Below are 23,203 nucleotides of genomic sequence, written 5' to 3' on the forward strand. Positions count from 1 at the left end.
TGAACAAGAGTTGTTTAGACTAATTTTGCACAGTAAACTGGAATTATTATCCACATCATAGGTCCCGTTACTGTGCACGGCTCTTTTTTACTCGAAATCATCTATCTTCTTCTTGCTGCGGTTATTTTTGTTCCCATCGCACAAGCCATCAGACTAGGCGCGGTTCCGGGCTTTTTGTTAGCTGGTATTTTAATCGGCCCCGGGGTTTTAGGCCTAGTACATGATGTAGAGAACATCGCTCACATTTCCGAGTTTGGGGTGGTCCTGCTTTTGTTTGTCATCGGTATGGAGATGAAACCGGCATTTTTGTGGCGGATTCGTCATCTTGTATTTGGCTTGGGCTCTGCACAAATTTTACTTTGTACCGCAATTATCACTTCCTTTTGCTATTTTGTAATAAATCTAAGTTGGCCTACTTCAGTGGTCATTGGTACCGCTCTGTCCCTTTCTTCTACTGCATTTGTATTACAGATATTAACAGACAAAAAACAGTTAACCACAGACACAGGTAAGCCTTCGGTCGCAATTTTATTGATGCAAGATTTAGCGGTTGTTCCTTTGTTAGCCCTTATCCCTATGTTGGCGGCGACAAACTCTGTGACTTCAAGTGTCAGCTCGGCATTTTTACAGTCTATTGGGATATTAGTCGCGGTATTTTTAGGTGGGCGCTATTTATTGACTCCTCTTTTACATCGCGTCGCACTTAGCGCCAATGCCGAGGTCTTCACGGCTCTCGCTGTACTCATAGTATTAGGTACTGCTTACTTAACCGAGCTTGCAGGTTTATCTATGGCAATGGGCGCGTTTTTAGCTGGTTTATTGATTTCTGACTCATCCTATCGCCATCAAATAAAAGCAGAAATTCAGCCCTTTAGAGGATTATTACTAGGGGCGTTTTTTGTTGCTATGGGCATGTCACTTAATATCTCGGGATTAATTAACAACCCTGGGATAATTTTATTTGCGACACTCGGATTAATTGTCGTAAAAGTTGCTGTCATTACGCCTCTTGCAAGATTGTTTGGCTTACCATGGCACAAAGCATTGAGTGTGGGTTTATTATTGGGTCAAGGAGGTGAGTTTGCATTAGTACTGTTTACACTCGCGTTCAATCAAAGCATTTTGGCTCAGCCCATATTTGACAAGCTCATGTTAGTGGTGCTTGTTAGTATGTTGGTAACCCCTGTTTTGGCCTATTTTGCGGATGTTTTAAAAGCAAAACCTCAAGATGATACAGATCTCAATACAGTAGAGGCTGAACAAAGCGAAGGCAAAGTCGTTATAGCCGGTTTTGGTCGAGTTGGTCGAGCTGTCGCTCAGGTATTAGATAGCGCCAATATCAGTTATATGGCCTTTGATAAGAGTGCAAACATTGTAAAAGCCTACCAACAAGAGCACCCGATTTTTTTCGGTGATGTCACGCAAACCAGCCTACTTCACGCTGGCGGCATACAGCATGCAAGTTGTGTCATTATTACAGTCAATTCACCAGAGGACGCAAAAGAGTTAGTCTCTACGCTGCATCACGCTCACCCAAGTCTACCGTTATATGTAAGAGGTCATAACAGTGACACTTGTAAAGCCTTATACCAACTCGGGGCAACAAGAGTCATATCTGAAAATATAGAAGTAAGTTTAGAGCTCAGCGAGCAAGTTCTGGACGATCACGGCGTAGATTCATTATTACAAAATCAACTTTTAACGGCATTTCGCGAAAATTACTATAAAAAAATTAAGGATCCGACCGATACTATAATGAACTAACATTAGTTTGTGATTAGCTTTGGAGTAATTTAGCTTAATGTACAATTCGTGCCAGCATTTAAGATGTTTTGTCTTAATGGTGGTGTTGTGGGCGCTAACAGGATGTGGCTCAAGCGATGGTCAGGACGAACCAACACCTACGGACACACCATTTTCAGTCCAAGTCAGCCCAACTTCGCTTGATGTGCAGGTCGGGGAGCAAGTTACTCTCAACTACACATTAACTAATGCTAATGTTGACGATGTAGATGTTTCGGCGATTGTTCAAAGTGACTTAGGTACTGCCGTCATCAATACTGACGCTCAAACCGTTACATTTACGGCTGGAGATGCAGCCAGTTCTGGGCAGTTACAACTGACGTTTGTTGCACCTCAGCGCACGGTAGTATCAAATATATCCATTACCATAAATGACTCTGCTAACGGTGGAGATGGAAATGGTGGCGGTGATGGCAGTGGCGGAGACGAAGAAGAAACCGGCCCTCTTACCGTCAGCTGGCCATCCGATTACATCACGATTTTTGAAGACGAAAAAATCACACTAAACCTCAGTCGAAACTACAGTCTCGATAATTCAGACATCACTGAGACGCTTTATCTAAACGCAGCAAACCTGACTGGACGCCTGGGCAATGATGGGCAAAGTTACACAATTACTGCAGATGATGGTGAGGAAGATACCTATGGTCAATTACTTGCAGTGACCGAATACATGGGTGAACGGATTGAGTCCAGCATAGACATCATCTACTACAATAAAAACAGAAACTTAGTTACCCCAGAGCCACCTGTAATTGCATTAATCGCACCTCAAATGACATTAACGCCGGGTGTTACAACTCATTTGACCTTTGATGTCTATGATCCGGACTCAGATCGAATTTCATATCGGGTTGTGTCGGCTCCACCTCAAGTTCAAACTCACGTGCACCGATTAGCCATAGGTTATCAACTCAGTGTCTCATTAATTGACAGCCTGCCGGAAAATCAGACGTTTATAACTTTAGAGGTGAGCGATGGTCACCTCAAAGATTTAATCGATATCGAGCTTATAGAATCAGCCAACAGTCAAAGTCTAGTTAATAACAATCAACCGCCGCGATTGTACCTAGAAGAAAATGTGACTGTGAGCTTAACCAAACGCCTAACCGGTAACGAAACCGACGAAATAAGCCGCTTTGCATTTGTGATGGAGGACGAAACCCCTGAGGATGTAACGTATGATGTCCTGACTACCTTTGATGGATTTACGTTTGATATTAACTACCCTTATTTTTCAGTATATGCCGATGATGTGAGCCAACTCCAACACGAGCAAATTACCATCGTCGCGGCTGATCAGAGCTTTCAAAGTAAACTAACTTTTCACTTATATGTGCGCAATAATTTCTCTACCTTTCAAGGTGGTAACGAAAACCTTGCGCCTATTATTGAAGCAACGACTCCACCTCCTGTACTAGAGAGTAAGGCCATCGACTTCGTGGTAACTGGCTCAGACTTTGAAGGTCATGACTACACATTGTCTGCACAAATAGACCCGGTGTATGGCGATACTACAGTCAATACTGACACTGTTACGGTCAACACAAATCTACTTGCCGAATCAACAACGGTTGTAACAGATGTCACAGTAACGGCGACAGACGTTTTTGGGAGCGACCGAAGTATTACAGTTCCAATTGAGATCTATAAAAACTCTGCTCCAACTATAACTACAAATGTCAGCGCTATCGACATTGTAGAAACAGGTACTCTTAATATTCCTCTCAATGTAGCAGATGTTGATGAAGGTGTGCTTATACCTACATTTACGTTTGATTCTGATTTGGTCAACATTAGCTACACCGATGGCATCATGACCGTGACAGCGCAGGACGTTGAATTTGAAACCTCTGATTCTGTATTGATTAGAGCAGAGGATGAATTTGGCGCCGTTGCAGAATTAGAGCTTCCGGTCATTGTACGAATTAACAATAGACCACCTGAAATCTCAGTGAGTCAATCACAAGTGACGTTAGCACCAGGCCAAAGCACTACACTATTATTGACCTATACCGATCCAGACGGTACCGCTCTGACTATCAATCGGTTTACCAATAACACATTACTTACTTTTGGCTATAACCAAACATCTGGAGAGCTAACCTTAACTTTGGATCCGAGTGCTGAGTTCCAACAGAGTATGACGTTTACTACCACAGCGTCCGATGGTTTTATTGAAGTCTCAGAGACTATTACCGTCGTTGTTCCTACGGCACCTGAGCCACCTATTTTGACCATCGAGCCATTCAACCCAAATATTGAAGAAGGTAACTTCCAAATCATCAATTACACCGTCAGCGACCCTAACGGCGACGGTATAATTATCAGTACGCTTGATGGAGGAACCTCTAATATTGCCAATTTGCAAATTGATTATCTTGCTAATTCGTTACAAATAAGAGTACCCGATAATGTACTCAGTCAAACCGTATACAGAATTCAAGTCGTCGCCACAGACACAAGTACCAGCCAACTCAGTACTTCAGAAATCATTGAGGTAGTTGCACTGCCTGAAAACGATCCTCCGACCATCAGCCTAGGTGCACCGAGCCTTGCTTTAGTCAACGACTACACAGCGACAATGACGCTCAATATTAGTGATATAGATAACCAGCTTGGTGATTTGCAAATCGAAGCGCTCAATGGCAACTCAGAAGCATTACCAACAACCATAGAAGTGGTTGGTTTTGATATTTATTCAATCACCCTGAAAGCTGCGACAAAAGGCACATCACTTGCCGGCGAGGTAGTAACAATACGAGTAACGGACCCAGATCAGACGTCTGCTACCGCCTCATTTACGCTATCAAAAACCATTGACAATACGCCACCATATATAGAATTTGAAAACTTAAGTCCCAAAACCATCAGTATGGGAGATAATTCATCGCTAACCGAAGTCTTCTATTTCTTTGACGATGATGTGCTACAAGATGGTGTAACTCCGGAGGATACTGTAGTTCCTATCAGTGTGAGTACAACAAACAACTTCGGCAACGCCTCCGTCGTCAATATTACAAACATCAACTACTTTAACAATCGGGTTGAATTTACTATCAATACCAACGATGTAACCCTGGCCGACCCAGCTGATAGTCGACCTGTCAGCATAGCGATTCGATTAACCGATGGCTATGTTCAAGTGGATGAGTTTATTACTGTAAAGGTCAGGGACGATGATCTGTAAGAGTCTACAAACTAACCACTAATTTAAACTTGCCTCCAGGTCTAAATACACGTTAAATAAAACAATTATTTAGGCTTGGAGGACGGCATGAGTCAGTCAGAACAACACCACCCGTTAACCGATTTCATCAAATATCCAGAATCAGAAATGCTGGAACGCTCTGTTCAGTTTTACGAAAACATTAAGCGTCGACACAGCATCCGCATGTTTTCGGACCAAGCAGTGCCGCGCACTATCATAGAAAACTGCATAAAAGCGGCGGGAACCGCACCTAGTGGAGCCAACCATCAGCCTTGGCATTTTGTCGCTATAAGCAGTCATGAAGTAAAAAAACAAGTCCGAGAACAAGCAGAACTTCACGAAAAAGGCTTTTATGATGGTAGAGCTGGAGATGAGTGGTTAGAAGCACTCAAGCCTTTGGGTACAGATGCTAACAAACCTTTTTTAGAACACGCACCATGGTTAATCGCGGTGTTTTCACAAAAGAAAGGTGGTGTCCACGCAGGTGATCAAAATACTAACTACTACGTACATGAATCAGTTGGTCTTGCGACTGGCTTTTTAATTAATGCACTACATCACGCTGGACTGGCGACATTGACTCACACCCCCAAACCTATGCAGTTTTTATCAAAAGTGTGTCAGCGACCGGACAACGAGCGCCCTTACATGCTGTTGGTAGTAGGTTATCCAGCACAAAACGCAACTATTCCACATCATGCAACCATTAAAAAGCCACTAGAGGACATAGCTAGCTTTTTGTAATAAAACCGAGAACAGGAAAAAACATGGAATACGCAAAACTTGGCTCCAGTGGTATCGACGTTTCAAACATCTGCTTGGGCTCTATGACTTGGGGCGTACAAAATAGCCAACAAGATGCAGACCAACAAATCGAATTTGCTATAGATAAAGGCATCAATTTTATCGATACCGCAGAGCTTTATCCGGTGCCGCCATCAGGTGAAAAGTATGGCGATACAGAGCGTATTATTGGCAATTGGTTAGCGCGAAACAAAGCGCAAAGACAAAACCTAGTCCTTGCTACAAAAATAGCAGGTAACGGCTTGCCTTGGATTCGAAATGCTGAAGATATTTCAGGTCCTGCTATTATCAAATCAGTCGACGATTCTCTTCAAAGGCTACAAACAGATTATATAGACTTATACCAGTTGCATTGGCCCAATCGAACCTCTCCTCATTTTGCTAAACATCGTCCAAATCAAGTTCGTTTTTCTGAAGTAAGCGCCGCACATGAAACAGCAGTAATGCATGAAATCCTTGATGCACTACAAACCTGTATTGATGCAGGAAAAGTAAAACATTGCGGTCTATCTGACGACACGACCTGGGGGATTAATCAGTACCTAAAACTCAGTGAAAAATACCAATTGCCCAAGATGGTGTCGATTCAAAATGAGTTCAGTTTGTTGCACAGCAAAGATTGGCCCTACCTAATCGAAAACTGTATACACGAGAATATTGCTTACTTACCTTGGTCACCTTTGGCCGGCGGCGCTTTATCCGGTAAATATTTGAATGGTGCCCGCCCCGAAGGAAGCCGATGGACTATGAGTCAACGCAATGGCTTGTTTAGGGATTCTGAGCAGAGCATGAATGCGGTCGCTGAATACAAAACACTCGCTGAAAAAAATGGTTATAGTGCGGCACAGTTAGCGTTAGCTTGGTGTAAACAAGTAGACGGTGTCACATCGACGATTATCGGTGCTACATCAATAAAACAACTCAATGAGAATATTAATGCGTTTGAAATTACGTTGGATGACGTATTACTAAGTGAAATTGATGAAATTTTAAAGCGCTTCCCTGCCCCTTTTTAAAAAGGGGTAAGTTATTGATCTTTTGACACCAAATATAAAGTCGCTTCTCGGTACAATGCATTCAACTCAATTGGTTTACCGAGGTGAGAATCAAAGCCTGAACTCATATATGTCTTTACGTCTTGATCCATTACATTAGCGGTGAGCGCTATTATTGGGATGTCTGTATTAACTTTACGAATTGATTTACAGGCATCAATCCCATCCATATTAGGCATTTGAATATCCATAAAAATTAGATCTGGTGAATGATTTTTAAACGCATCTACCGCTTCCACACCATCTTCAGCAATGGTTATTGTTGCGTTTGTCGGTCTCATCATGGCTAAAAAGACTGTTTGATTAATTTTATTATCCTCTGCCAGTAAGATGTGTTTACCGGTGAGATCAGGTGTCACTGACTCTGTGTGGTGATGCTCTTCCTCTACGTCTAATGTAGTTTCAATAAGCGGCAGTAAAATAACAAATTTTGTGCCTTTACCAATTGTACTACTGACCGTAATCTCACCTTTCATCAGTTCTACTAATTGTCGAGTTATCGTCATGCCTAAACCCGTACCACCAAACCTTCTCGTAGTACTGCTATCCGCTTGCTCAAATCGATTAAATAAATTTTGACACATGGATTCTGACATACCAATCCCAGTATCCATGACAGTTATACGAGCATGACCGGAACTTTGATCGACCGCTAACTCAACGGTTACGGTGCCTTTGTCAGTAAACTTAATTGCGTTAGAAATAAGATTTAACAAGATCTGTTTAATGCGAACAGGATCCGCAAACCAAGTAGAACTGAAAGTTGGGTCTTGAATCAAATCTAGTTGCAAACCTTTTGACTCTGCTTGCGGGCTCAGTTCCGCAACAATATCTTGAGTCAAGCTTGAGATGTTAGTCGGTATCGTTTCGAGGTGTAAATGGCCAGCCTCTATCTTTGAAAAATCGAGTATATCGTTAACAATCGTCAATAACATTTTGCTCGACAACACACCTTTTTCGATTAGGTCAGCAGACTCTTTAGGCAATGGTTGGCGCTGTAAAATTTGTAATGTGCCTAGAATTCCGTTCATCGGGGTTCGGATCTCATGACTCATATTTGCTAAAAACACCGCTTTCGCTCGCTCTGAAACCTCTGCGCGAGTTCGTTGTTCGTGTAAATCGTCTATTTGCGCCGTTATCGTCTTAGTCATGTTATCAACGGTGTTAAATAACTTATCAAATTCAGTGTACTCTGAGCGCAAACCAGTGACTTCGTAATGCCCTTTTCTGATCTTTTCTGTCATTTCTTCTAGTAATTCTATTGGGTGAGTTAGGCGTTTGGTCACCCCCATTAAATACATTTGCAGCACGACAAATAGTAGAATAACTAACAAGCTGGACAATATAATTGATTCGAATACCGAACTAGTAAAGTATTGCTCTGAATGCTTAACTTTTACTTCAAAATCGAGACCATACTCATTTTTTTTAGACGCAGTGTGCTGCTCTACAATCACCTCATCCTGGTTTAGGTTTTGTTGACCAAACTGAAACCAAGTCACTCCATCAATAAGGAGTTGTACATTAGAATGCGCTAAACGCTCATCTTCATTTACAAAATGTTCGGGGTTGAGTAATAAAAATAAAATAGCGGTTGTATCGTAGGGTCGGACCAACGACGAATTACTTTTGAGAAGTGGTATCGCAAGCACGACACTACCCTTTACTGTAGGCTGTAAACCGTCAATTTTATCTTGTAAGTAAAGCATGTTGATTTGTGTATTCACATAAAAGGCATTTACTCGGTCTTGGGTATACGCTTTGATCACCTCATTATTAAACTTTAACGTTGCAATAGGAAATCCCTCAACGATAAAGCGACTGCCATCGCTTATAAACGCAGCGTCAATAAATGGGTTAGTTTCAACTGTTCGCTTTAACTCACGAAATGCATATTGGGTAAACAAAATATTTTGTGGTAGCTCGGCCAAAACTTTATTGGTCGATAAAACCGCGAGTTAATTAGTTTGTTTAATTAACTCTGATTGCATGTCTAGCGCTAGGCTTTTGGCATGACGAGCCACATCTTGTTTTGCGATTGAAATGGACTGTTGGTAATTGTCGTAGCCAAAGATAGTTAAACACAAAACCAACAGAGCAAGAATAGACAGTGATACCGTTATTCTAAGTTCGTTTACAACACTCTTTTTATTCATCATTTGACTCTTTATTTACCGATTTTTCGGCAACGTGTTGCATATACTCTACCGCTGTTTTTGCATCAAAGACTCCGGCTAAGTAACGATTCAGCCCTTTTAGTAGCGCCTCCCAAACGATAGCCATTTCTCTCTCATTAGGCATAGGGTTAGCGTTTTGAATTTGTTTGTACATCACATCAAAATCTGCCGGGCTTTGCTGCTTAACAAAATTCAAAGACACTTCGTTCGTTGGTACCGTATTCAAATCTAAACCAATCGTTTCTTGGGTATTCTCTGTTTGAAAAAAAGCAGCCAGTCGGCGCAGCGCTTTACCTTTGGGGCCCGCCAGAGATTCATCAGGAAATGCAATAACGTGAGATGAAAAGTAGGGTCTCATATGCTTGTTATCTTTTAAGGGTAACGATGCAACGCCAAGTTTGTCTCCGAGCGCTGTGCGATTTGCTTGGTATTCCCAAACCCCATTTATGGTCATGGCTAATTCACCGGCTTTAAATCGGTTGTTGGCACACTCATAATCGCAATTCGTATCCACGACCTTGTTATCCCTCAAAGACTTGTACCATTTGAATGCGGAAATCATTTCATTTGTATTTAGTTTAATTTGGCCATTTTCGTAAGGAACACTGTCATATACGCCCAAAAACGGAATAAACCAATACATTTCCATATAACTCCAGGCTATATAATTACTTGGCTTAGAGAAGTTTGATTGTTCTTTAATGAGCTGTTGCCAAGTCGATGGAGCTGTAGTGACTAATGATTTGTTGTAATAAAGTACAAGGTGATTACCAAACACAATTGGAATACCTTTGAGTTCTCCTTTTACCTTCGCTGTATTAAGCGCTACTTTACTCACGTTTTTATTAATTAAGCTATTGGGAATAACACTTGGCCGTAGCTCATCAATCCCTAAAAAATCAGACGGAACGATTATCGCATCGGGTAATTGTTTTATCGTAGACCGCTGGATCAGCTCTGATTTTAATTCGTTATTTTTAAACGATTTAACATTAACAATAATGCCTGTTTGCAGAGTAAAAGTGTCTAGTAAGTGTTGAAAGTCATAACTCTCCAGACCATAAGCGAGAGTAATTTGCTCGGCCTCTTGCGCAGCAAGTCTAAAAGGTAATAACAAGCTAACCACTATCAAATAAAAGGAAGATAAAGCTAAACCAAGCATAAGCTTGCACCGCTGTTTATGCACCACTGTCACATTACCCTCCAACAAGCCCCGATATTAATTCAAATAAATTGAACGTAATTTAAAATTTATTCAATTATACAAATCAACGAAATTCAACGAACATTAGGTTATCGCATTAAGGAGATAACATTATGAGCCAACTTATTGAAACTTTAGACCAAATAAACAAAAACGAAAAACAAAAGACGGTAGAAATGACTGAATGTAATTATTCGGACAATTATTACGGTGACCAGGTTTGTGTTACCAAAAGTGTTAACCTAACAAACGTGGATTTATGAAATGGCTAAAACGACAACCTTTGCAATAACGCACTTTACTGTTGCGTTTGGGGTAACGTTTGCGCTGACAGGTGATGTGGTGGTTGGCGGATTAGTCGCAATGGTAGAACCGGCGATTAATACCGTTGCGTATTACTTTCATGAAAAACTGTGGCAACGCAGAACTGCAAAGCAAAACTCACAGAGTATTGACGTTTCCGCATCAAAAAGTTTGGACTCTGAGCGCTTATCGTTATCGGTATAAGCGCCCAGGGTAACCAAGTTAAGGAAAGCTGTATCTAGCAATACGCGTCATAACTTGGCCAAATTGCTTAAATATATTGCCATTATTGTACTGAATACCGTGTTTTTTGCAGACGGCCTGTACTTTAGGGGCAACTTCCGCATATCGATATGACGGCATCGTTGGGAACAAGTGGTGTTCAATTTGGTGGCTAAGGTTTCCACTTAAAATATGAAACCACTTGCCGCCTTTGATGTTTGAAGACCCCAAAATCTGGCGATAATACCAATGTCCTTTAGATTCGTCCTTAAGTACGGAACGATCAAAAACATGTGCATCCTTAGTAAAATGACCACAGAAAATGATCAAATACGTCCATAGGTTACGGAGCAAATTCGCAACTAAGTTACCCAAGATCACAGGTACAAACATTGGTCCTGCAATCACAGGAAAAAACACGTAATCTTTGAAGACTTGGCCAAACATTTTTTTGAACGCAGGTCGATCTTCATTAATAAATTCCTTAAAACTTACCTTACCAGTGAATAACCGACCTAATCTAAGGTTTTGTAACGCTACGCCCCACTGAAATAACAAGGCAAATATCACCGCATAAATAGGCTGAAAAACAAACGCCGGATGCCACTTTTGCTCTTTAAAGATTCGTAAAATCGTATAGCCAATATCATGGTCTTTACCCTTTACATTGGTGTAGGTGTGATGGGAATAATTGTGGGTCTTACGCCAATTATCAGCAGTACCTGCAATATCCCACTCATAGTGGTTACCGTTAAATCGCTCGTCATTCATGAAGTTATATTGGCCATGTATAACATTATGACCTAACTCCATGTTCTCCATTATTTTACTGAATGCTAATAAGGCAGTGCCCAACAGCCAAAACGGTGGGAACCAAGAAAGCATTAACAACACTCGCCCAGCAATTGCACTATATCGAACAATTTTTTCGATGCGACGAATATACAGTGCGTCTTCCTTACCCACTTTGGCCATGGTTTCTGTTTTGATCGCATCTATATCAGCGGCTAATTGATCAAAATTCACAGTTCGATCTCCAATGATTGATTAGGTACCGTCGTACACAATTGAATGGATTTATTGTTGTCGTTGAGAAGAGAACTTGGAGCGACACGACAGGTACATTGATGACAAATGCCTTGTTTGCAACCATATTGAGGTTTGAGACCCGCCTCTAACAAGCTTTCTAACAAAGTAGACTGGTTGGTGACGGTCAGAGTTTGATTTGACTTGGTCAATATTATTTGATGTTCAGCATATTCTTCAGAGATATTTGCAGGCTCTGCCGTCTTAAAGCTTTCAAACTCGACATAAATTTGTTTGTCTGATTTTTTAACGACCTCATTAACTTGCTGATTAAACCCTTCCGATCCGCACGACAATAACCGACTAGTGTCACCAAAATGGTTAAGTAGCTCATTTGCATTGGTCAGTGTTGTTCTACCATCGAGTATTTTTACTTTGCCCTCAGTAAACGCACGGCTTTGTCTGATCTCATTGAATAGTACGTATTCTTTGTTGTCCTTAGGTAGGCCACTTTCATTGCTTTCAAGGCGAGTTAAATAGAGCAAAACTAAATCAGGGTTGTCTTTTTTTGCCGACAAAAATAACGGCCACAGAGCTGTAATTCCAATCCCCCCTGCAACAAAACCATCAAACCTTTTTGAGTGATTGTCGCCAAATGGCTGAGAGACATCGAGTACATCACCAATGCTTACTTGATGTCTAATTGCATTACTGACCAGACCTTGAACTTTAATATAAAGCTCAATAACCCCTTTTGAACTTGGAAGATTCGCAATGGAATAACAACGTTCGTGCCCTATTCCATCAATAAAAACCTTTAACCTTATATGTTGACCTGCCAAAAACGCATGACACTTTTTACTCGGCTTTAACACCAACTTTACCGCGTCACCGATTATTGCTTTGTCTAAAACTTTTACCGTAGGAGTATCAAATTGAAAATTAACCTTAAATTGCTTCAACCAAAAATCTAGAGACTGTGGTAGAGCAGTCGAACTCCAAAGGCGTTGTACCAAATTTTTCACAACTGAAAAATACCCTTCTTTTAAAAATATGCATGTTGAACTGGGCATTATACACATAAATATACAACCGTATATAAATTTGTATATTATCTATTTTGTACAGTCGTTAACTATTTGGTAGCGCCCCAATAATCCGGCACAGGATTGAACCTAGTAAAAATGAGTAAGTTGTGAAAAAATGGCGCTAGCAAAATAGACATAGAAGCACCATTTTGAAAACAGTTGGAAGAAAAGCCTCAATCAGTAGCGAAGATATTATCAACGCGGCTATCGCATTAGTTGGCCCTCACCGCAGTATTTCCTCATTGAGTTTAAGAGAAGTAACTCGTGAAGCAGGTATCGCCCCAAATAGCTTTTATCGTCACTTCAAAGATATGGAAACATTAAATATCGCAATCATTGAATTGGCGGGTAAACACCTTCGTACGATCATTCGTGACGCTAGAATACTTATCATCAACGAAAAGTCAGTGGTAAGGGTGTCGGTAGAATGTTTTTTTAATGAAATGACAAAGCCAGGTTCATCTTTACCTATCCTTTTGCGGGAGGGTACTGTCGGTTCTGGTAACTTTCAGGCGGCTATTAAAAACCAATTGGACTTTTTTGCTAACGAACTAAAGACAGACCTTGATAAAGCCAACGACGTCAATCCAAAATATCATACCCAAGATACTGACGTTGTCGCAAAAGCCATCACACAATTAGTATTCGCTATGGGTGGAATTGCTTTAAATGCACCAGATACAGAGTTATCAGCGCGCATTGAAGAAACGGTAAAAATGGTGAAGTTTATTTTAAAAGGGGCGTCGTCTTTAAAAGAGATCTCGTGACAGCCAAAGAGAACTAACTCAGAGATTGCGTCACGTGACTAACCTATCTCTAAACGACCCTACTGACACTTCGTCACCTGACATCAACACAGGGATTATGTGTAGGTCGTCGCCCTCTACCCAAAATATCGCATTTTGGTCGTATTTGAGCGCCAAACCAATTGCAGCTGGTTTGGATATTTGCACAATAAAACTGTGTTCTTGGTGTTCTAAATCTTCTGAAGCACCAATTATTTTTTCATGCAGAACATGACTTAGTTCTTTTTGTAATTGCCTATTTCGTTGATCGTTTTCATCTTTCGACAGGATCTGTCCCAATGGGTTAGATGCAGTAATGATGGCAAACGGGTTGGGTAAATGGCCATCCTCAAGAGTACGAAATAAAAATACCGTTTGGCTGTATAACGCCATTAGGTCATCTGAAGTTTGTTTAGGTGTAATTTGTAGTGCTTCGTTTCCATAACTCATAACCGCTCCTTTTTTGACTCACAGTTAGATTACTAGTTCCACTTATAGCTGTTACTCTTTAAACCTAGCAGACCTCCTCAAATATACCCAACTAAACTTCAAATAGAGTGAGTGCGGGTCGGTCTTAATAAATTGGTGGACAAAGTGACCACGGTAATTCGAGAACTATCGCAGTCACAATTAATGTAGAGAAAAACTTGTAATTAGGCTCGGCTTACAAACTTGTTTTCTTCAGTGTTTACTTTGATCTTGTCACCAGTAGAAATATGCTCCGGTACTTGAACAACAAGCCCCGTGCTCAATGTCGCTGGTTTTGTACGAGCAGTCGCTGAACCACCTTTCAGAGACGGTGCGGTTTCGACAATGTCCAAATCTACCGTCAACGGCACTTCAACTGTTGCAGCTGCATCACCTATGACCAATACCATTAACCCTTGAGTTTCTTCGGTAATGAATTGCAATTGGTCTTCGATAGTTTCTTTGTTCAAGTGGTATGGTGTGTAGTCTTCGTTGTCCATGAAGACATACTCATCGCCATCTGTATAAGAAAACATAACCGGACGACGAGACAAATCTGCCATGGTTAACATATCCGAATCTTTAAACGTCTCGTCGATTTTGGTGCCCGTGACTACGTCGTACATACGCATACGATACAAGCTACCACCTGCACGGCCCTGTGGTACCGAACGCTCAATGTCTTTAATTAATACAACACGACCATTGTATTCGATGGCGGCGTTCTTTTTGATTTCACTTGCCTTAGGCATGCTACTTCTCCAATTGTTTTTGTTATATTTCGAGGGGGATTTTACGAAAGCCAAGTACGAAAGTAAAAGCCCCTTTCTTCTGAATAACCAATGAATATTTAAAACCAGTGACTGAACATCAATACACCGGCCAGTACCATAACAACATTTTCAGTCAGAGATACAAATCCCAGTGGCACATTACTGTTGCCTCCGACACACGCACAGCTGAGTTCTCTGCGGTCAATATAAACCGCTTTGATCACCGACACAGCTCCAATCGTTCCTATCACAATCGAAACCGGAGCAATAATAAAAATCGGCAGCGCAGCCAGCATACCTATGCCAACAAAGGCTTCCAAATAAGGATAAAAATTGGCATATTTAGGTTGCCTTAAGGCTAACAAGTCGTAGGTCATAAAAGAGTTCGCAAATGCAAAAACGTCCTGTAACTTCTGGGCCGCTAATAACACCATGGCATAACCAACAAAGGTCATAAATAAGGTGTAACCATCAAACGCGAATACTGCTTCAAACTGTGTCACTAAAGCCAAAACTGCAGCTACTGCAAATAACGCAAGTACAGGTCGATACGTTTTTTTTGACCTATCTTTTACTTCCTTACCCAAAAACCGACATACATCTTCGTAGCCACCAATTCTTTTACCCTCAATGAAGGTTTGTGGGGTCGTTTTAACATCGTGCTCCGCTTTAAACTCATCAGTTTGTTCGCGGCTAGTGAGGTGCTTATCCTCTACCTCATACCCCTCACTTTTTAACAAGTCTTTAGTTCTTATCCCGTAAGGACAAATGTGTTTATCAGTAACCATTCGGTACAATATTGCTTTTTTCATAATAAAATCACACCCTTAATTAGTTAATCACTAAAGCTTAGTCGTAAAATTGCGCTTGTCCGACTCTAAACAACTCAAGTCATACTGATGCGGCTCGTGATACATAGCAAAGCCAAACCTCAAACGGTCGCCGCGATAATCGGTTTTGATGCCGTGTTGTGATAAAAAATTTGCCAGTCGAGTTACTTCTTCTTTAGGTAACTTGAACGTCAAAAAGTGGCCGTGTATAGACTTATTTAACTCACCTTCTACTGCCGACAAACTCTCATAGAGGTGGGTTTGCAATAAATTTTTTCGATTGAGGGTTGGGTGCTCAATTTCGTCCAAGATCGCCAAAAAAGCGTTTTGACATGCCAATACAAATTTATGGATTTGAGCGATGTTCACCCCTTCACTTTTAAATAATGCAAGAACAGAGTGCAGTCGGTACATTGCCGACATGTCCATGGTTGCACCTGCAAACTGTTGGCCGTGTTTCGCGTACGCAACTGACCCTGATTGACGATTGTGTAAATCACCAAACTCAGCAAACCACCCTGTGTAACGAGGCTCAAAATTACCGTCAGGAACAACTGCAAAACAGGCCCCTTCTCCACCCTGTGCATATTTATAACTGCCTGATAAATAAAATATGCGCTGCTCCAGTGTTGATAGGTCTGTAGGAATCGCAAAAAAGCCGTGATAACCATCTATAGTAATTAAACTCGACTCCGGTAATTGCTCTACAAACCGCGTTAAGTTTTGAATGGCATAACCTGAGTTAAAGAACACCTGACTACAAAATATCCAGTCAAAATTTGTCTCGTTCGCCGCTTCAATAAAGCGTTGTTCAAATGTATCAAATGGCTCTGTCGGCACTTTCACCAATTCAATCACATTTTCTTGCAACCAACGTTCTGATTGCCTTTGAAATGAATAAAACTCACTATCCGTAGTTAAGACTCTTAGTTTTTTTCCAGCCGGAAAGCTAGAGTAAATACGATACAAAAGCTCATGCGTATTGGGTGCAAAAACAATGCGTTCTGGCTGTTTGATCGCCAAGTATTCGGCGATCATAGCTTGTGTCGACGGCATCTTTTTAGAAAATATATATTCCCATTTATCATCAACCATTCGAGCCGTATCGTCCCAATATTCAAGCATTGCCTCACGTGTCACATCTGGCCAATAGTGGTGGCTATGACAAGCAAAATGTTGAACATTTGGCCTAGCCTTTAAAAATTGTTGGTAATATTGTTGATACATAATGGTCCTTGGTGAGTTATGCCTAAGGCACAGTGCAGAGCGAGGTCTGTTAGATAAGTATAGATTATTCAATGCGCGATAAGTTATCAATACAACAGGTTAAGTACACTGATAATGCAGTGATTTTTACTGTAAACTTAGGTTTATGCGTAATTGCCAACATTGCCGTGACAAACTAGGTAAACTACTTATGATGACCAAAGCCACTACTACCCTTACATTAATTATGCTTGCCGCTTTAGGGTGCAGTTCTGTATATGCACAGCCCTTCAATGACGACAAAAGTACCAAAGATAACGTCGTGGTCTCAGCAGGAGAAAAATTAAGCAAAGCCGATACTATTGTCGGTTATGATCAAACCCGCTCTACGCCCACCAATGAACAACTCAAAGCGGCTATTATACGTCCCATCAAGCAATTGTTTGACGGTATGCGAGAGCACAACAAAAATAAAATCGTTGCCTCCTTTGCACCAGACGCTTCCCTTATTAGAGCGTCACATTCAGGTGTTCTTAAATACACTGATGTAAATCAATTTGCCGAAAGCATCTCTAAACGCAAAAACGATATAATGGACGAACGGATCATTCGCTATCACATTCAACGTTTTGAGAATCTAGCAACAGTTTGGACTTACTTCGTATTTTATTACAACGGCAAAATCAGCCATTGCGGTGTCAATACGATTCAGGTAGTTCACGCAGACAAACAATGGCGAATTGGCAGTTTAATGGATACGGCTTATCAAGGCTCTTGTGAAGAGTTTATTCTAGATTTTCGGATAAAATAGCAACATTTATCACAAAACCAGTTGTTTTATAAAACGAATCCATGTACCTTTCTGCCCTCCAAAAAGTTGTAAAAGTAAAAAAGGATTTCAACATGGAAAAAACAATGAAGGCGCTTTCTTTAGCATCTGTTCTAGCTGTATCAACTCTTTCTGGTTGTGCAACTATCGCGACTGAAAACAACCAAAACATCAATGTTGTTACTTCTAACGGTAAAAACGTTCAAGTTACGGTTGAAGGAAAAACTTTCCAAGCTCCAGGTCTTATTCAAGTAACTCGTGACGGTTCAGAGAAAGTTATCACAACTTCTGCTGAAGGTTGTGCTGCTTCAACTGCAGTTACTAAGAAGATCGAGCCAATGTTCTTCGGTAACGTTATCATCGGTGGCGTTTTAGGTTCTTCAACAGATGCCGGTACTGGTAAAATGTGGAACTACGCAGAAACAGTAAGCATTGCTTGTACTGAATAATTCTATCTAGTTATCCATTTTTGTAAAAATGTACAAATTGATAGAATACAAAAAGCGAGTTTTACTCGCTTTTTTGCTTTTATTTACTAGCTCAGTATTAAGTACAGAGTCTAGTTTTGAAATTGCACCAAACTCCTTCGAACAAATCACTACACATGTTGAAAGCATTGAGTTACACAGACAAGAACGCTGGCGTTTACTCCTTCATGCAGTAACAGTTCCGCAAATAAACGACCCTAAATTTTTACTTAGCGAGCCAAAATTCGATTACAAAAGTGAACTATTGGCAACAATTGAACAGCTGTTATCAACTGAAAACCTAACCTCAGATCATCACGCATCTTGTCGCTTTCCTGCGCGTAAGTATTTTATCGAGCAAGAGCTTGCTAAACACCAGATCAACGTTTCGTTTCCTCAAGCTAACTGTACTGGGCTGAAAACTTACATTGACTATGTGCCTTTTGAGGATCTAGAGTTAGTTTTTGCTTCCAGTGACCTCAATTCTGCAACGAGTATGATGGGTCATATTTTTTTAAAGGTTAGCGGCACGTCTTCTCGAAACAATTACGTAGAACACGCACTTTCGTTTTACAACGAAATAACTTCTAACAACCCTGTCAAATTAGCTTATGACGGCTTGATAAGCGGCATGCCTGGCTACTTTTTAGTCAAGCCTTATCAAGCGGTTAAACATAGATACATAGCCCAAGAAGAGCGTAACCTGTGGCACTACCCAATAAAGGCCGACGAATATGCAAGCCAACTCCTTAGACTACATCTTTGGGAACTTAAAGATATCGACATTAGGTATTTGTTCCAGTCATACAACTGTGCCACCTTAACCTTGTACATTCTTGGTCTAATTGAACCTGCAGTGCTGAATAAAGAGGATATATGGGTTACGCCAATAGATGTGGTTAAAGCAAGCCAACAAGCTAATATTTTGGACACTCCGTCAGTGTTGCTTGCAACTAACTGGGGGAATATGGCTTTACCTCTTTCAGTTCCGGATCAATTACAACCCGATTCAAGTGCCTACTTAGCAATTGGAAAGCGGGCACAGCAAACCGTATTAGAGCTCGGTTTTTTGCCAGCCTCGCACAAATTAGAATACGACAATCGGCTTAACGGTTATGAGTCTGAATTAAAAATGTTAGACCTATCCGTATTAATAAACGTTGATGAGCAAAGTCTTAAACTCAAGCAGTTAGGGCTATACTCAGTTACAACCCTAGCAATGAACCCATCTAAGGTATTTAATGCTAGTCATTTTTCTGTCGGTATTGATAGTGTTTATAAGTCACCTGAATCGACAGATCGCTACTCCAATTTACAGTATTATTTAAAGTTAAATTACGGCATAGGTCTTAGTAAAAGGACCTTGATGTCCACTGTTTATACAATGTTGGATATGACTTTAGCGACAAATTTGTCAGACAGCTATTTTAGTCTAGCCCCACGTGTAGGTATGCTTGCTTATGTTGGTGACAAAAACAAAGTACAGTTTGAAATATCTCGTGTATTCAATGAAATTAATATTGGACAGCACAGGACATCACTGTCGTCGCAATGGACTCATTATTTGAAGGGAAACAAAGTAGTGGCTTTAAAAATTGCAACAGAGCAGTCTACGTCCTTTAAGGAAAAGTCTTTCATGGTTTCATTTGATTGGCTGTTCTAATAACGCCTTATCAGTACTAATAACAATCCTCGAGTAACAACACTCATCCCATTGAGCAACAATAACGGCCAAGCTTGCTCAATGGGTATTGTCAGCGCAAAAGCCAACGTACTAACATCCTTTATTAAAATGCTTTTAAACAGGGTCGCCGATAAATCACCTCGTGTTTTATTGGTATAAACCAACCAACATTGGTGTAATGTGCCTTGCACTAAAATCACGGTGACAATCAACATCAAACTTGTCGCACCTAATTGTGCAATACCCGGATAAGGTCGGTATAAGATTGACACCAGCCCCAGTAACAATAACCCTACCGATCCTGCCACAATTAGTTGATTCTTTCGACTTGACCGCTCTTGCCATATTCTAACGATCACAAACAAAACCAAAAGTAGCGCGCCGATACGCGTCCAAAATAGATAATGATTAAATGGCTCGAGAGCGATAGCAAAAATGAAATTTGCGTAAAATGCGAGATAACTAGAACTAAATTGATTCATAGACAAGCTTCTAGTCGAAGCAAGCCCTGCCAATCTGCGTGACTCAATCGCTTTTATTTGTTGATAAAGGCCAAACCATGTAAATAAAAACAATGCTGCGCTGAGACTACCCAACCAGTGATATAACACACTTTGCTCCACAGCCATTATTTTAGGACCTGTAAAATACTCGAAAAGTCATCAGTCCAGCGTACCCCCTCCGTTTCGGTAGTCTCTCGAAGATTGTACGAACCAGCCAAATACAAATCCAAATCAGTCTTTGACCTAGATAAGAAGACCCAATCAGATGCGTAAGGGTGACGTTGATCAGCGGGGGTATAGACGTAGCTTGACGCTAAGTTGAAGTCCGCTGCTGCTTGCGCCAGAACCGGTCTTAAATCCAGATAGGTATTTGAGATATGAAATGCCAGCACGCCATGTTCGTTTAATAAGTCTAAGTAAAGCTGCATTGCTTCTTGAGTAATTAAATGCACAGGTATGGCATCGCTCGAAAACGCGTCAATGACCATGAGATCAAATTTATTTACGTCTGATTTATGTAACTCTCTCGACAGTTGAATCCTAGCATCACCCAACACCACATCAACTTGAGCCGATGACGTTGTTAAAAAATCAAAGTATTTGTAGGCTGCGTCTTTTACTTGTGGGTTTAGTTCATAAAATCGATATTGGTCGCCTGCTTTACCGTAATACGCTAATGCACCAACGCCCAAGCCAACTAACGCAATTCGACGAGATGTACCTACATTCCATTCACTACTTAACCACTTGCCGATCCCAGTTTCACGGCGGTAGTAACTTTGCGGTAGCGGCTTTAACTGTGAGTCAGAAATGACTTGATTGCCATGAGCGGTATAACCATCGATCAATCGCCTTTCAACCCGCCCTTCTAACTCTATATCTTTAACCGTCACCGTGCCGTAAAAGTTTCGGTCTTGATAAATATTAAACCGATTAAACTGGTTATCAATCGTCCAGGTTGCAACAACATAAAGTGACGAAACCACGACCAAAGAACTACGAGTTAACCAGCCAACATTTTTGCTCAACCCGACCAAAATCATGATACCAACAAGCGCAACAAACAATTCGTAATATTGATTAAACAAGGATGTCGCAACAAATGAAGTAAATAAGCTACCTACTACACCGCCTAAGGCAAGAATAAGATAAAAACTTGTGACCCTGTCTGGAGCCGGTCGAGACAAGTACAATTCACCATGACAAATCACACAGCCAACAAACAGCAATAACAAGTAAAGTACCACCTGACTGACCAAGCTAAACTGCGAACCGATATAAAATAAAAACAGGCCGATAACCGCTAAAACGACAAACAGTACGTTCCAGTAGATCCTTTGATAAAACGCTGGAAACCTAAAAGTCAAAATATAAGACAGCAGATATAAGGCTAATGGCACGGTCCACAATAAAGGGATGGGTGGGACGTTATGAGTTAGATTACTTGTTATTGATATGAGTAAAACAACACCGAGCGCAGCAAAACCTAGCCATCGCATTGACTCAAAAACAAAGTTTGTAGGGCTGTCGACACCGTCTTTTTCTGGTTTTGGTATTGATTCGTCAGCGCCACCTTTATCTTGGCTCAATCGCGTAATTAACCAAGCCAAAACCACTACAAAACCAACAAAGCCACCTAACCAAAACGCACTTTGTTCGGACAATGACAAGCGATATTCAATTAACAAAGGATAACTAAACAAAGCTACAAAGGCACCGACATTAGACGCCGAGTACAATCGGTAGACATCATTACTCTTGTCATCACTAAGTGATTGTTGGCTATACCAAAATTGTAATAAAGGTGCGGTTGTTGATAGTAGCCAATAAGGTAGCCCAACAGTCGTAAGTAACTCGACAAATATCGCTACAAAAGGATCACTGCCTTCCTGCACTGTCGAGACTATGTCACTCCTAAGGGCCCCTATTAGGAGGTATGACAGGCCAACAAAAAGACTAATAATTAAGTGAACTCGCTTTTGATGCTTCATCGGACACCATCGCACCAGGCCATGGGCATACGAATAACCAATTAACAAAAAGCTTTGAAAAAACACCATACACGCCGTCCAAACCGCACTGCCACCTCCATATTGAGGTAACAAAATTCTGGCGTACATTGGCTGAACGACAAATAACAAAAATGCACTAATGACAATAGTAATTAAAAAATGTGTTCTCACGCTAAAAAACCAAATTAAAAAACAGAATTAAAAAAAGAAAAGATACGACGGAAGTAATTGAATGATATAACGAAGAAGGTATTGAGTGATATAAGTTTGTGCTTTTTTAAAGGGATAGAACCTATTGTCCCTAAAAACAAGAAAGCGAACCCTAAGGTTCGCCTCTTTTTGCTTATGTTTTACCAATTTATACTCTTTGGATTAGAGTTTACTCTGCTACGACACAGCGTCTTTGTTCTTATTTTGATAGTACTTATACAGCCCAATAATTGAGGCAGCTATCCAAAATAGTTCGATAACAAAGCTCGCTAAGTTGAAGTTGTAACAAAGGCTGATAAGCAACAAAATTGCCCCAGTTAAGTTCATTAAATTGTAAGTTAGGCCCGTTGGTGGGACTTTATCTAACTGCAATAAAAAGAACGCGCCGACAACTAAAAAAGTGCCAGACATACCTATGACGTCAAAAATGATGTCAATCATTTCAACTAACTCCGGAAATTTTCAATGATCCAAGAGGGCTGGCCCAATTCCGTGGGAAGGATCATTCTCAGTCCATGAAACAGCGTATCTTTGTGAGAGGAC

At 40.8% G+C, this 23,203-nt stretch carries 22 protein-coding genes and 1 pseudogene; 10 read left to right on the forward strand and 13 right to left on the reverse strand.

Features of this window, described 5'->3' with window-relative positions:
* Window positions 1-72 precede the first annotated feature (72 nt).
* The 4 genes from J1N51_RS03115 (at window position 73) to J1N51_RS03130 (ending at window position 6,834) form a co-directional block, all read left to right on the forward strand.
* Window positions 73-1,764: a monovalent cation:proton antiporter-2 (CPA2) family protein gene (locus J1N51_RS03115; protein WP_208832537.1), complete on the forward strand. Its 1,692-nt coding sequence runs from the start codon at window positions 73-75 to the stop codon at window positions 1,762-1,764.
* Between the two features lie 76 nt (window positions 1,765-1,840).
* Window positions 1,841-4,993 carry an Ig-like domain-containing protein gene (locus tag J1N51_RS03120; RefSeq protein WP_208832538.1) on the forward strand — a complete coding sequence of 1,051 codons (3,153 nt, stop codon included), beginning with the start codon at window positions 1,841-1,843 and terminating at the stop codon, window positions 4,991-4,993.
* Between the two features lie 87 nt (window positions 4,994-5,080).
* Window positions 5,081-5,758, forward strand: a complete 678-nt coding sequence (locus J1N51_RS03125; RefSeq protein WP_208832539.1) for a nitroreductase family protein — start codon at window positions 5,081-5,083, stop codon at window positions 5,756-5,758.
* 23 nt (window positions 5,759-5,781) lie between these two features.
* On the forward strand, window positions 5,782-6,834 hold the full coding sequence (locus J1N51_RS03130) for an aldo/keto reductase (RefSeq protein WP_208832540.1): 1,053 nt from the start codon (window positions 5,782-5,784) through the stop codon (window positions 6,832-6,834).
* Window positions 6,835-6,845: 11 nt separating this feature from the next.
* On the opposite strand, the gene J1N51_RS14820 is transcribed toward J1N51_RS03130, so the two are convergent.
* From J1N51_RS14820 to J1N51_RS03145, 4 genes and pseudogenes are all read right to left on the reverse strand, one after another.
* Window positions 6,846-7,589, reverse strand: coding sequence for an ATP-binding protein (locus J1N51_RS14820; protein WP_408635892.1), 744 nt, complete (start codon window positions 7,587-7,589; stop codon window positions 6,846-6,848).
* Between the two features lie 225 nt (window positions 7,590-7,814).
* Window positions 7,815-8,582, reverse strand: a pseudogene (locus J1N51_RS14825) (histidine kinase dimerization/phospho-acceptor domain-containing protein); the annotation flags it as partial.
* 249 nt (window positions 8,583-8,831) lie between these two features.
* The gene (locus J1N51_RS03140) at window positions 8,832-9,032 is read right to left on the reverse strand and encodes a hypothetical protein (RefSeq protein WP_208832542.1); all 201 of its coding nucleotides are present in this window, start codon (window positions 9,030-9,032) and stop codon (window positions 8,832-8,834) included.
* Window positions 9,022-10,245 carry a sugar ABC transporter substrate-binding protein gene (locus J1N51_RS03145; protein WP_208832543.1) on the reverse strand — a complete coding sequence of 408 codons (1,224 nt, stop codon included), beginning with the start codon at window positions 10,243-10,245 and terminating at the stop codon, window positions 9,022-9,024. Before J1N51_RS03145 ends, J1N51_RS03140 begins: the two co-directional genes overlap by 11 nt.
* 122 nt (window positions 10,246-10,367) lie before the next feature.
* On the opposite strand from J1N51_RS03145, the gene J1N51_RS03150 reads away from it, so the two are divergent.
* The gene (locus tag J1N51_RS03150) at window positions 10,368-10,517 is read left to right on the forward strand and encodes a hypothetical protein (RefSeq protein ID WP_208832544.1); all 150 of its coding nucleotides are present in this window, start codon (window positions 10,368-10,370) and stop codon (window positions 10,515-10,517) included.
* Between the two features lies 1 nt (window position 10,518).
* On the forward strand, window positions 10,519-10,761 hold the full coding sequence (locus J1N51_RS03155; protein WP_208832545.1) for a DUF2061 domain-containing protein: 243 nt from the start codon (window positions 10,519-10,521) through the stop codon (window positions 10,759-10,761).
* A gap of 18 nt (window positions 10,762-10,779) precedes the next feature.
* On the opposite strand, the gene J1N51_RS03160 is transcribed toward J1N51_RS03155, so the two are convergent.
* The gene (locus tag J1N51_RS03160; RefSeq protein WP_208833297.1) at window positions 10,780-11,754 is read right to left on the reverse strand and encodes a fatty acid desaturase family protein; all 975 of its coding nucleotides are present in this window, start codon (window positions 11,752-11,754) and stop codon (window positions 10,780-10,782) included.
* Window positions 11,755-11,801: 47 nt separating this feature from the next.
* A complete protein-coding gene (locus J1N51_RS03165; protein ID WP_208832546.1) occupies window positions 11,802-12,830 on the reverse strand; it encodes a flavin reductase family protein in 1,029 nt (342 codons plus the stop codon).
* A gap of 212 nt (window positions 12,831-13,042) precedes the next feature.
* Here J1N51_RS03165 and J1N51_RS03170 point away from each other — a divergent pair, with 212 nt between their 5' ends.
* Window positions 13,043-13,660, forward strand: coding sequence for a TetR family transcriptional regulator (locus J1N51_RS03170; RefSeq protein ID WP_208832547.1), 618 nt, complete (start codon window positions 13,043-13,045; stop codon window positions 13,658-13,660).
* A gap of 30 nt (window positions 13,661-13,690) precedes the next feature.
* On the opposite strand, the gene J1N51_RS03175 is transcribed toward J1N51_RS03170, so the two are convergent.
* The 4 genes from J1N51_RS03175 to J1N51_RS03190 all read right to left on the reverse strand — a co-directional run bounded on the left by J1N51_RS03175 (window position 13,691) and on the right by J1N51_RS03190 (window position 16,976).
* A complete protein-coding gene (locus tag J1N51_RS03175) occupies window positions 13,691-14,128 on the reverse strand; it encodes a DUF3293 domain-containing protein (protein WP_208832548.1) in 438 nt (145 codons plus the stop codon).
* Window positions 14,129-14,331: 203 nt separating this feature from the next.
* Window positions 14,332-14,898: an elongation factor P-like protein EfpL gene (gene efpL / locus J1N51_RS03180; RefSeq protein WP_208832549.1), complete on the reverse strand. Its 567-nt coding sequence runs from the start codon at window positions 14,896-14,898 to the stop codon at window positions 14,332-14,334.
* Window positions 14,899-14,996: 98 nt separating this feature from the next.
* Window positions 14,997-15,734: a MauE/DoxX family redox-associated membrane protein gene (locus J1N51_RS03185; protein ID WP_208833298.1), complete on the reverse strand. Its 738-nt coding sequence runs from the start codon at window positions 15,732-15,734 to the stop codon at window positions 14,997-14,999.
* Window positions 15,735-15,761: 27 nt separating this feature from the next.
* Window positions 15,762-16,976: an aminotransferase class V-fold PLP-dependent enzyme gene (locus tag J1N51_RS03190; RefSeq protein WP_208832550.1), complete on the reverse strand. Its 1,215-nt coding sequence runs from the start codon at window positions 16,974-16,976 to the stop codon at window positions 15,762-15,764.
* Between the two features lie 190 nt (window positions 16,977-17,166).
* Between J1N51_RS03190 and J1N51_RS03195 the strand changes: the two genes are divergently transcribed.
* From J1N51_RS03195 to J1N51_RS03205, 3 genes are all read left to right on the forward strand, one after another.
* Entirely contained in the window at window positions 17,167-17,766 is a 600-nt protein-coding gene (locus J1N51_RS03195) for a hypothetical protein (protein WP_208832551.1), read from the forward strand.
* Window positions 17,767-17,858: 92 nt separating this feature from the next.
* The gene (locus J1N51_RS03200; protein ID WP_232842844.1) at window positions 17,859-18,233 is read left to right on the forward strand and encodes an adenosine deaminase; all 375 of its coding nucleotides are present in this window, start codon (window positions 17,859-17,861) and stop codon (window positions 18,231-18,233) included.
* A gap of 28 nt (window positions 18,234-18,261) precedes the next feature.
* Window positions 18,262-19,914 carry a lipoprotein N-acyltransferase Lnb domain-containing protein gene (locus J1N51_RS03205; RefSeq protein WP_208832552.1) on the forward strand — a complete coding sequence of 551 codons (1,653 nt, stop codon included), beginning with the start codon at window positions 18,262-18,264 and terminating at the stop codon, window positions 19,912-19,914.
* Here J1N51_RS03205 and J1N51_RS03210 read toward each other — a convergent pair.
* From J1N51_RS03210 to J1N51_RS03220, 3 genes are all read right to left on the reverse strand, one after another.
* Window positions 19,911-20,564, reverse strand: a complete 654-nt coding sequence (locus tag J1N51_RS03210; RefSeq protein ID WP_232842845.1) for a hypothetical protein — start codon at window positions 20,562-20,564, stop codon at window positions 19,911-19,913. The two genes, J1N51_RS03205 and J1N51_RS03210, sit on opposite strands and share 4 nt — an antisense overlap.
* A complete protein-coding gene (locus J1N51_RS03215; protein WP_208832553.1) occupies window positions 20,564-22,621 on the reverse strand; it encodes a spermidine synthase in 2,058 nt (685 codons plus the stop codon). The genes J1N51_RS03210 and J1N51_RS03215 overlap by 1 nt, the downstream gene beginning before the upstream one ends.
* Window positions 22,622-22,837: 216 nt before the next feature.
* Window positions 22,838-23,101, reverse strand: a complete 264-nt coding sequence (locus tag J1N51_RS03220) for a CBU_0592 family membrane protein (RefSeq protein WP_208832554.1) — start codon at window positions 23,099-23,101, stop codon at window positions 22,838-22,840.
* Window positions 23,102-23,203: the final 102 nt, after the last annotated feature.

This window comes from Psychrosphaera ytuae, assembly GCF_017638545.1.
In the GTDB taxonomy this organism is placed as follows: domain Bacteria; phylum Pseudomonadota; class Gammaproteobacteria; order Enterobacterales; family Alteromonadaceae; genus Psychrosphaera; species Psychrosphaera ytuae.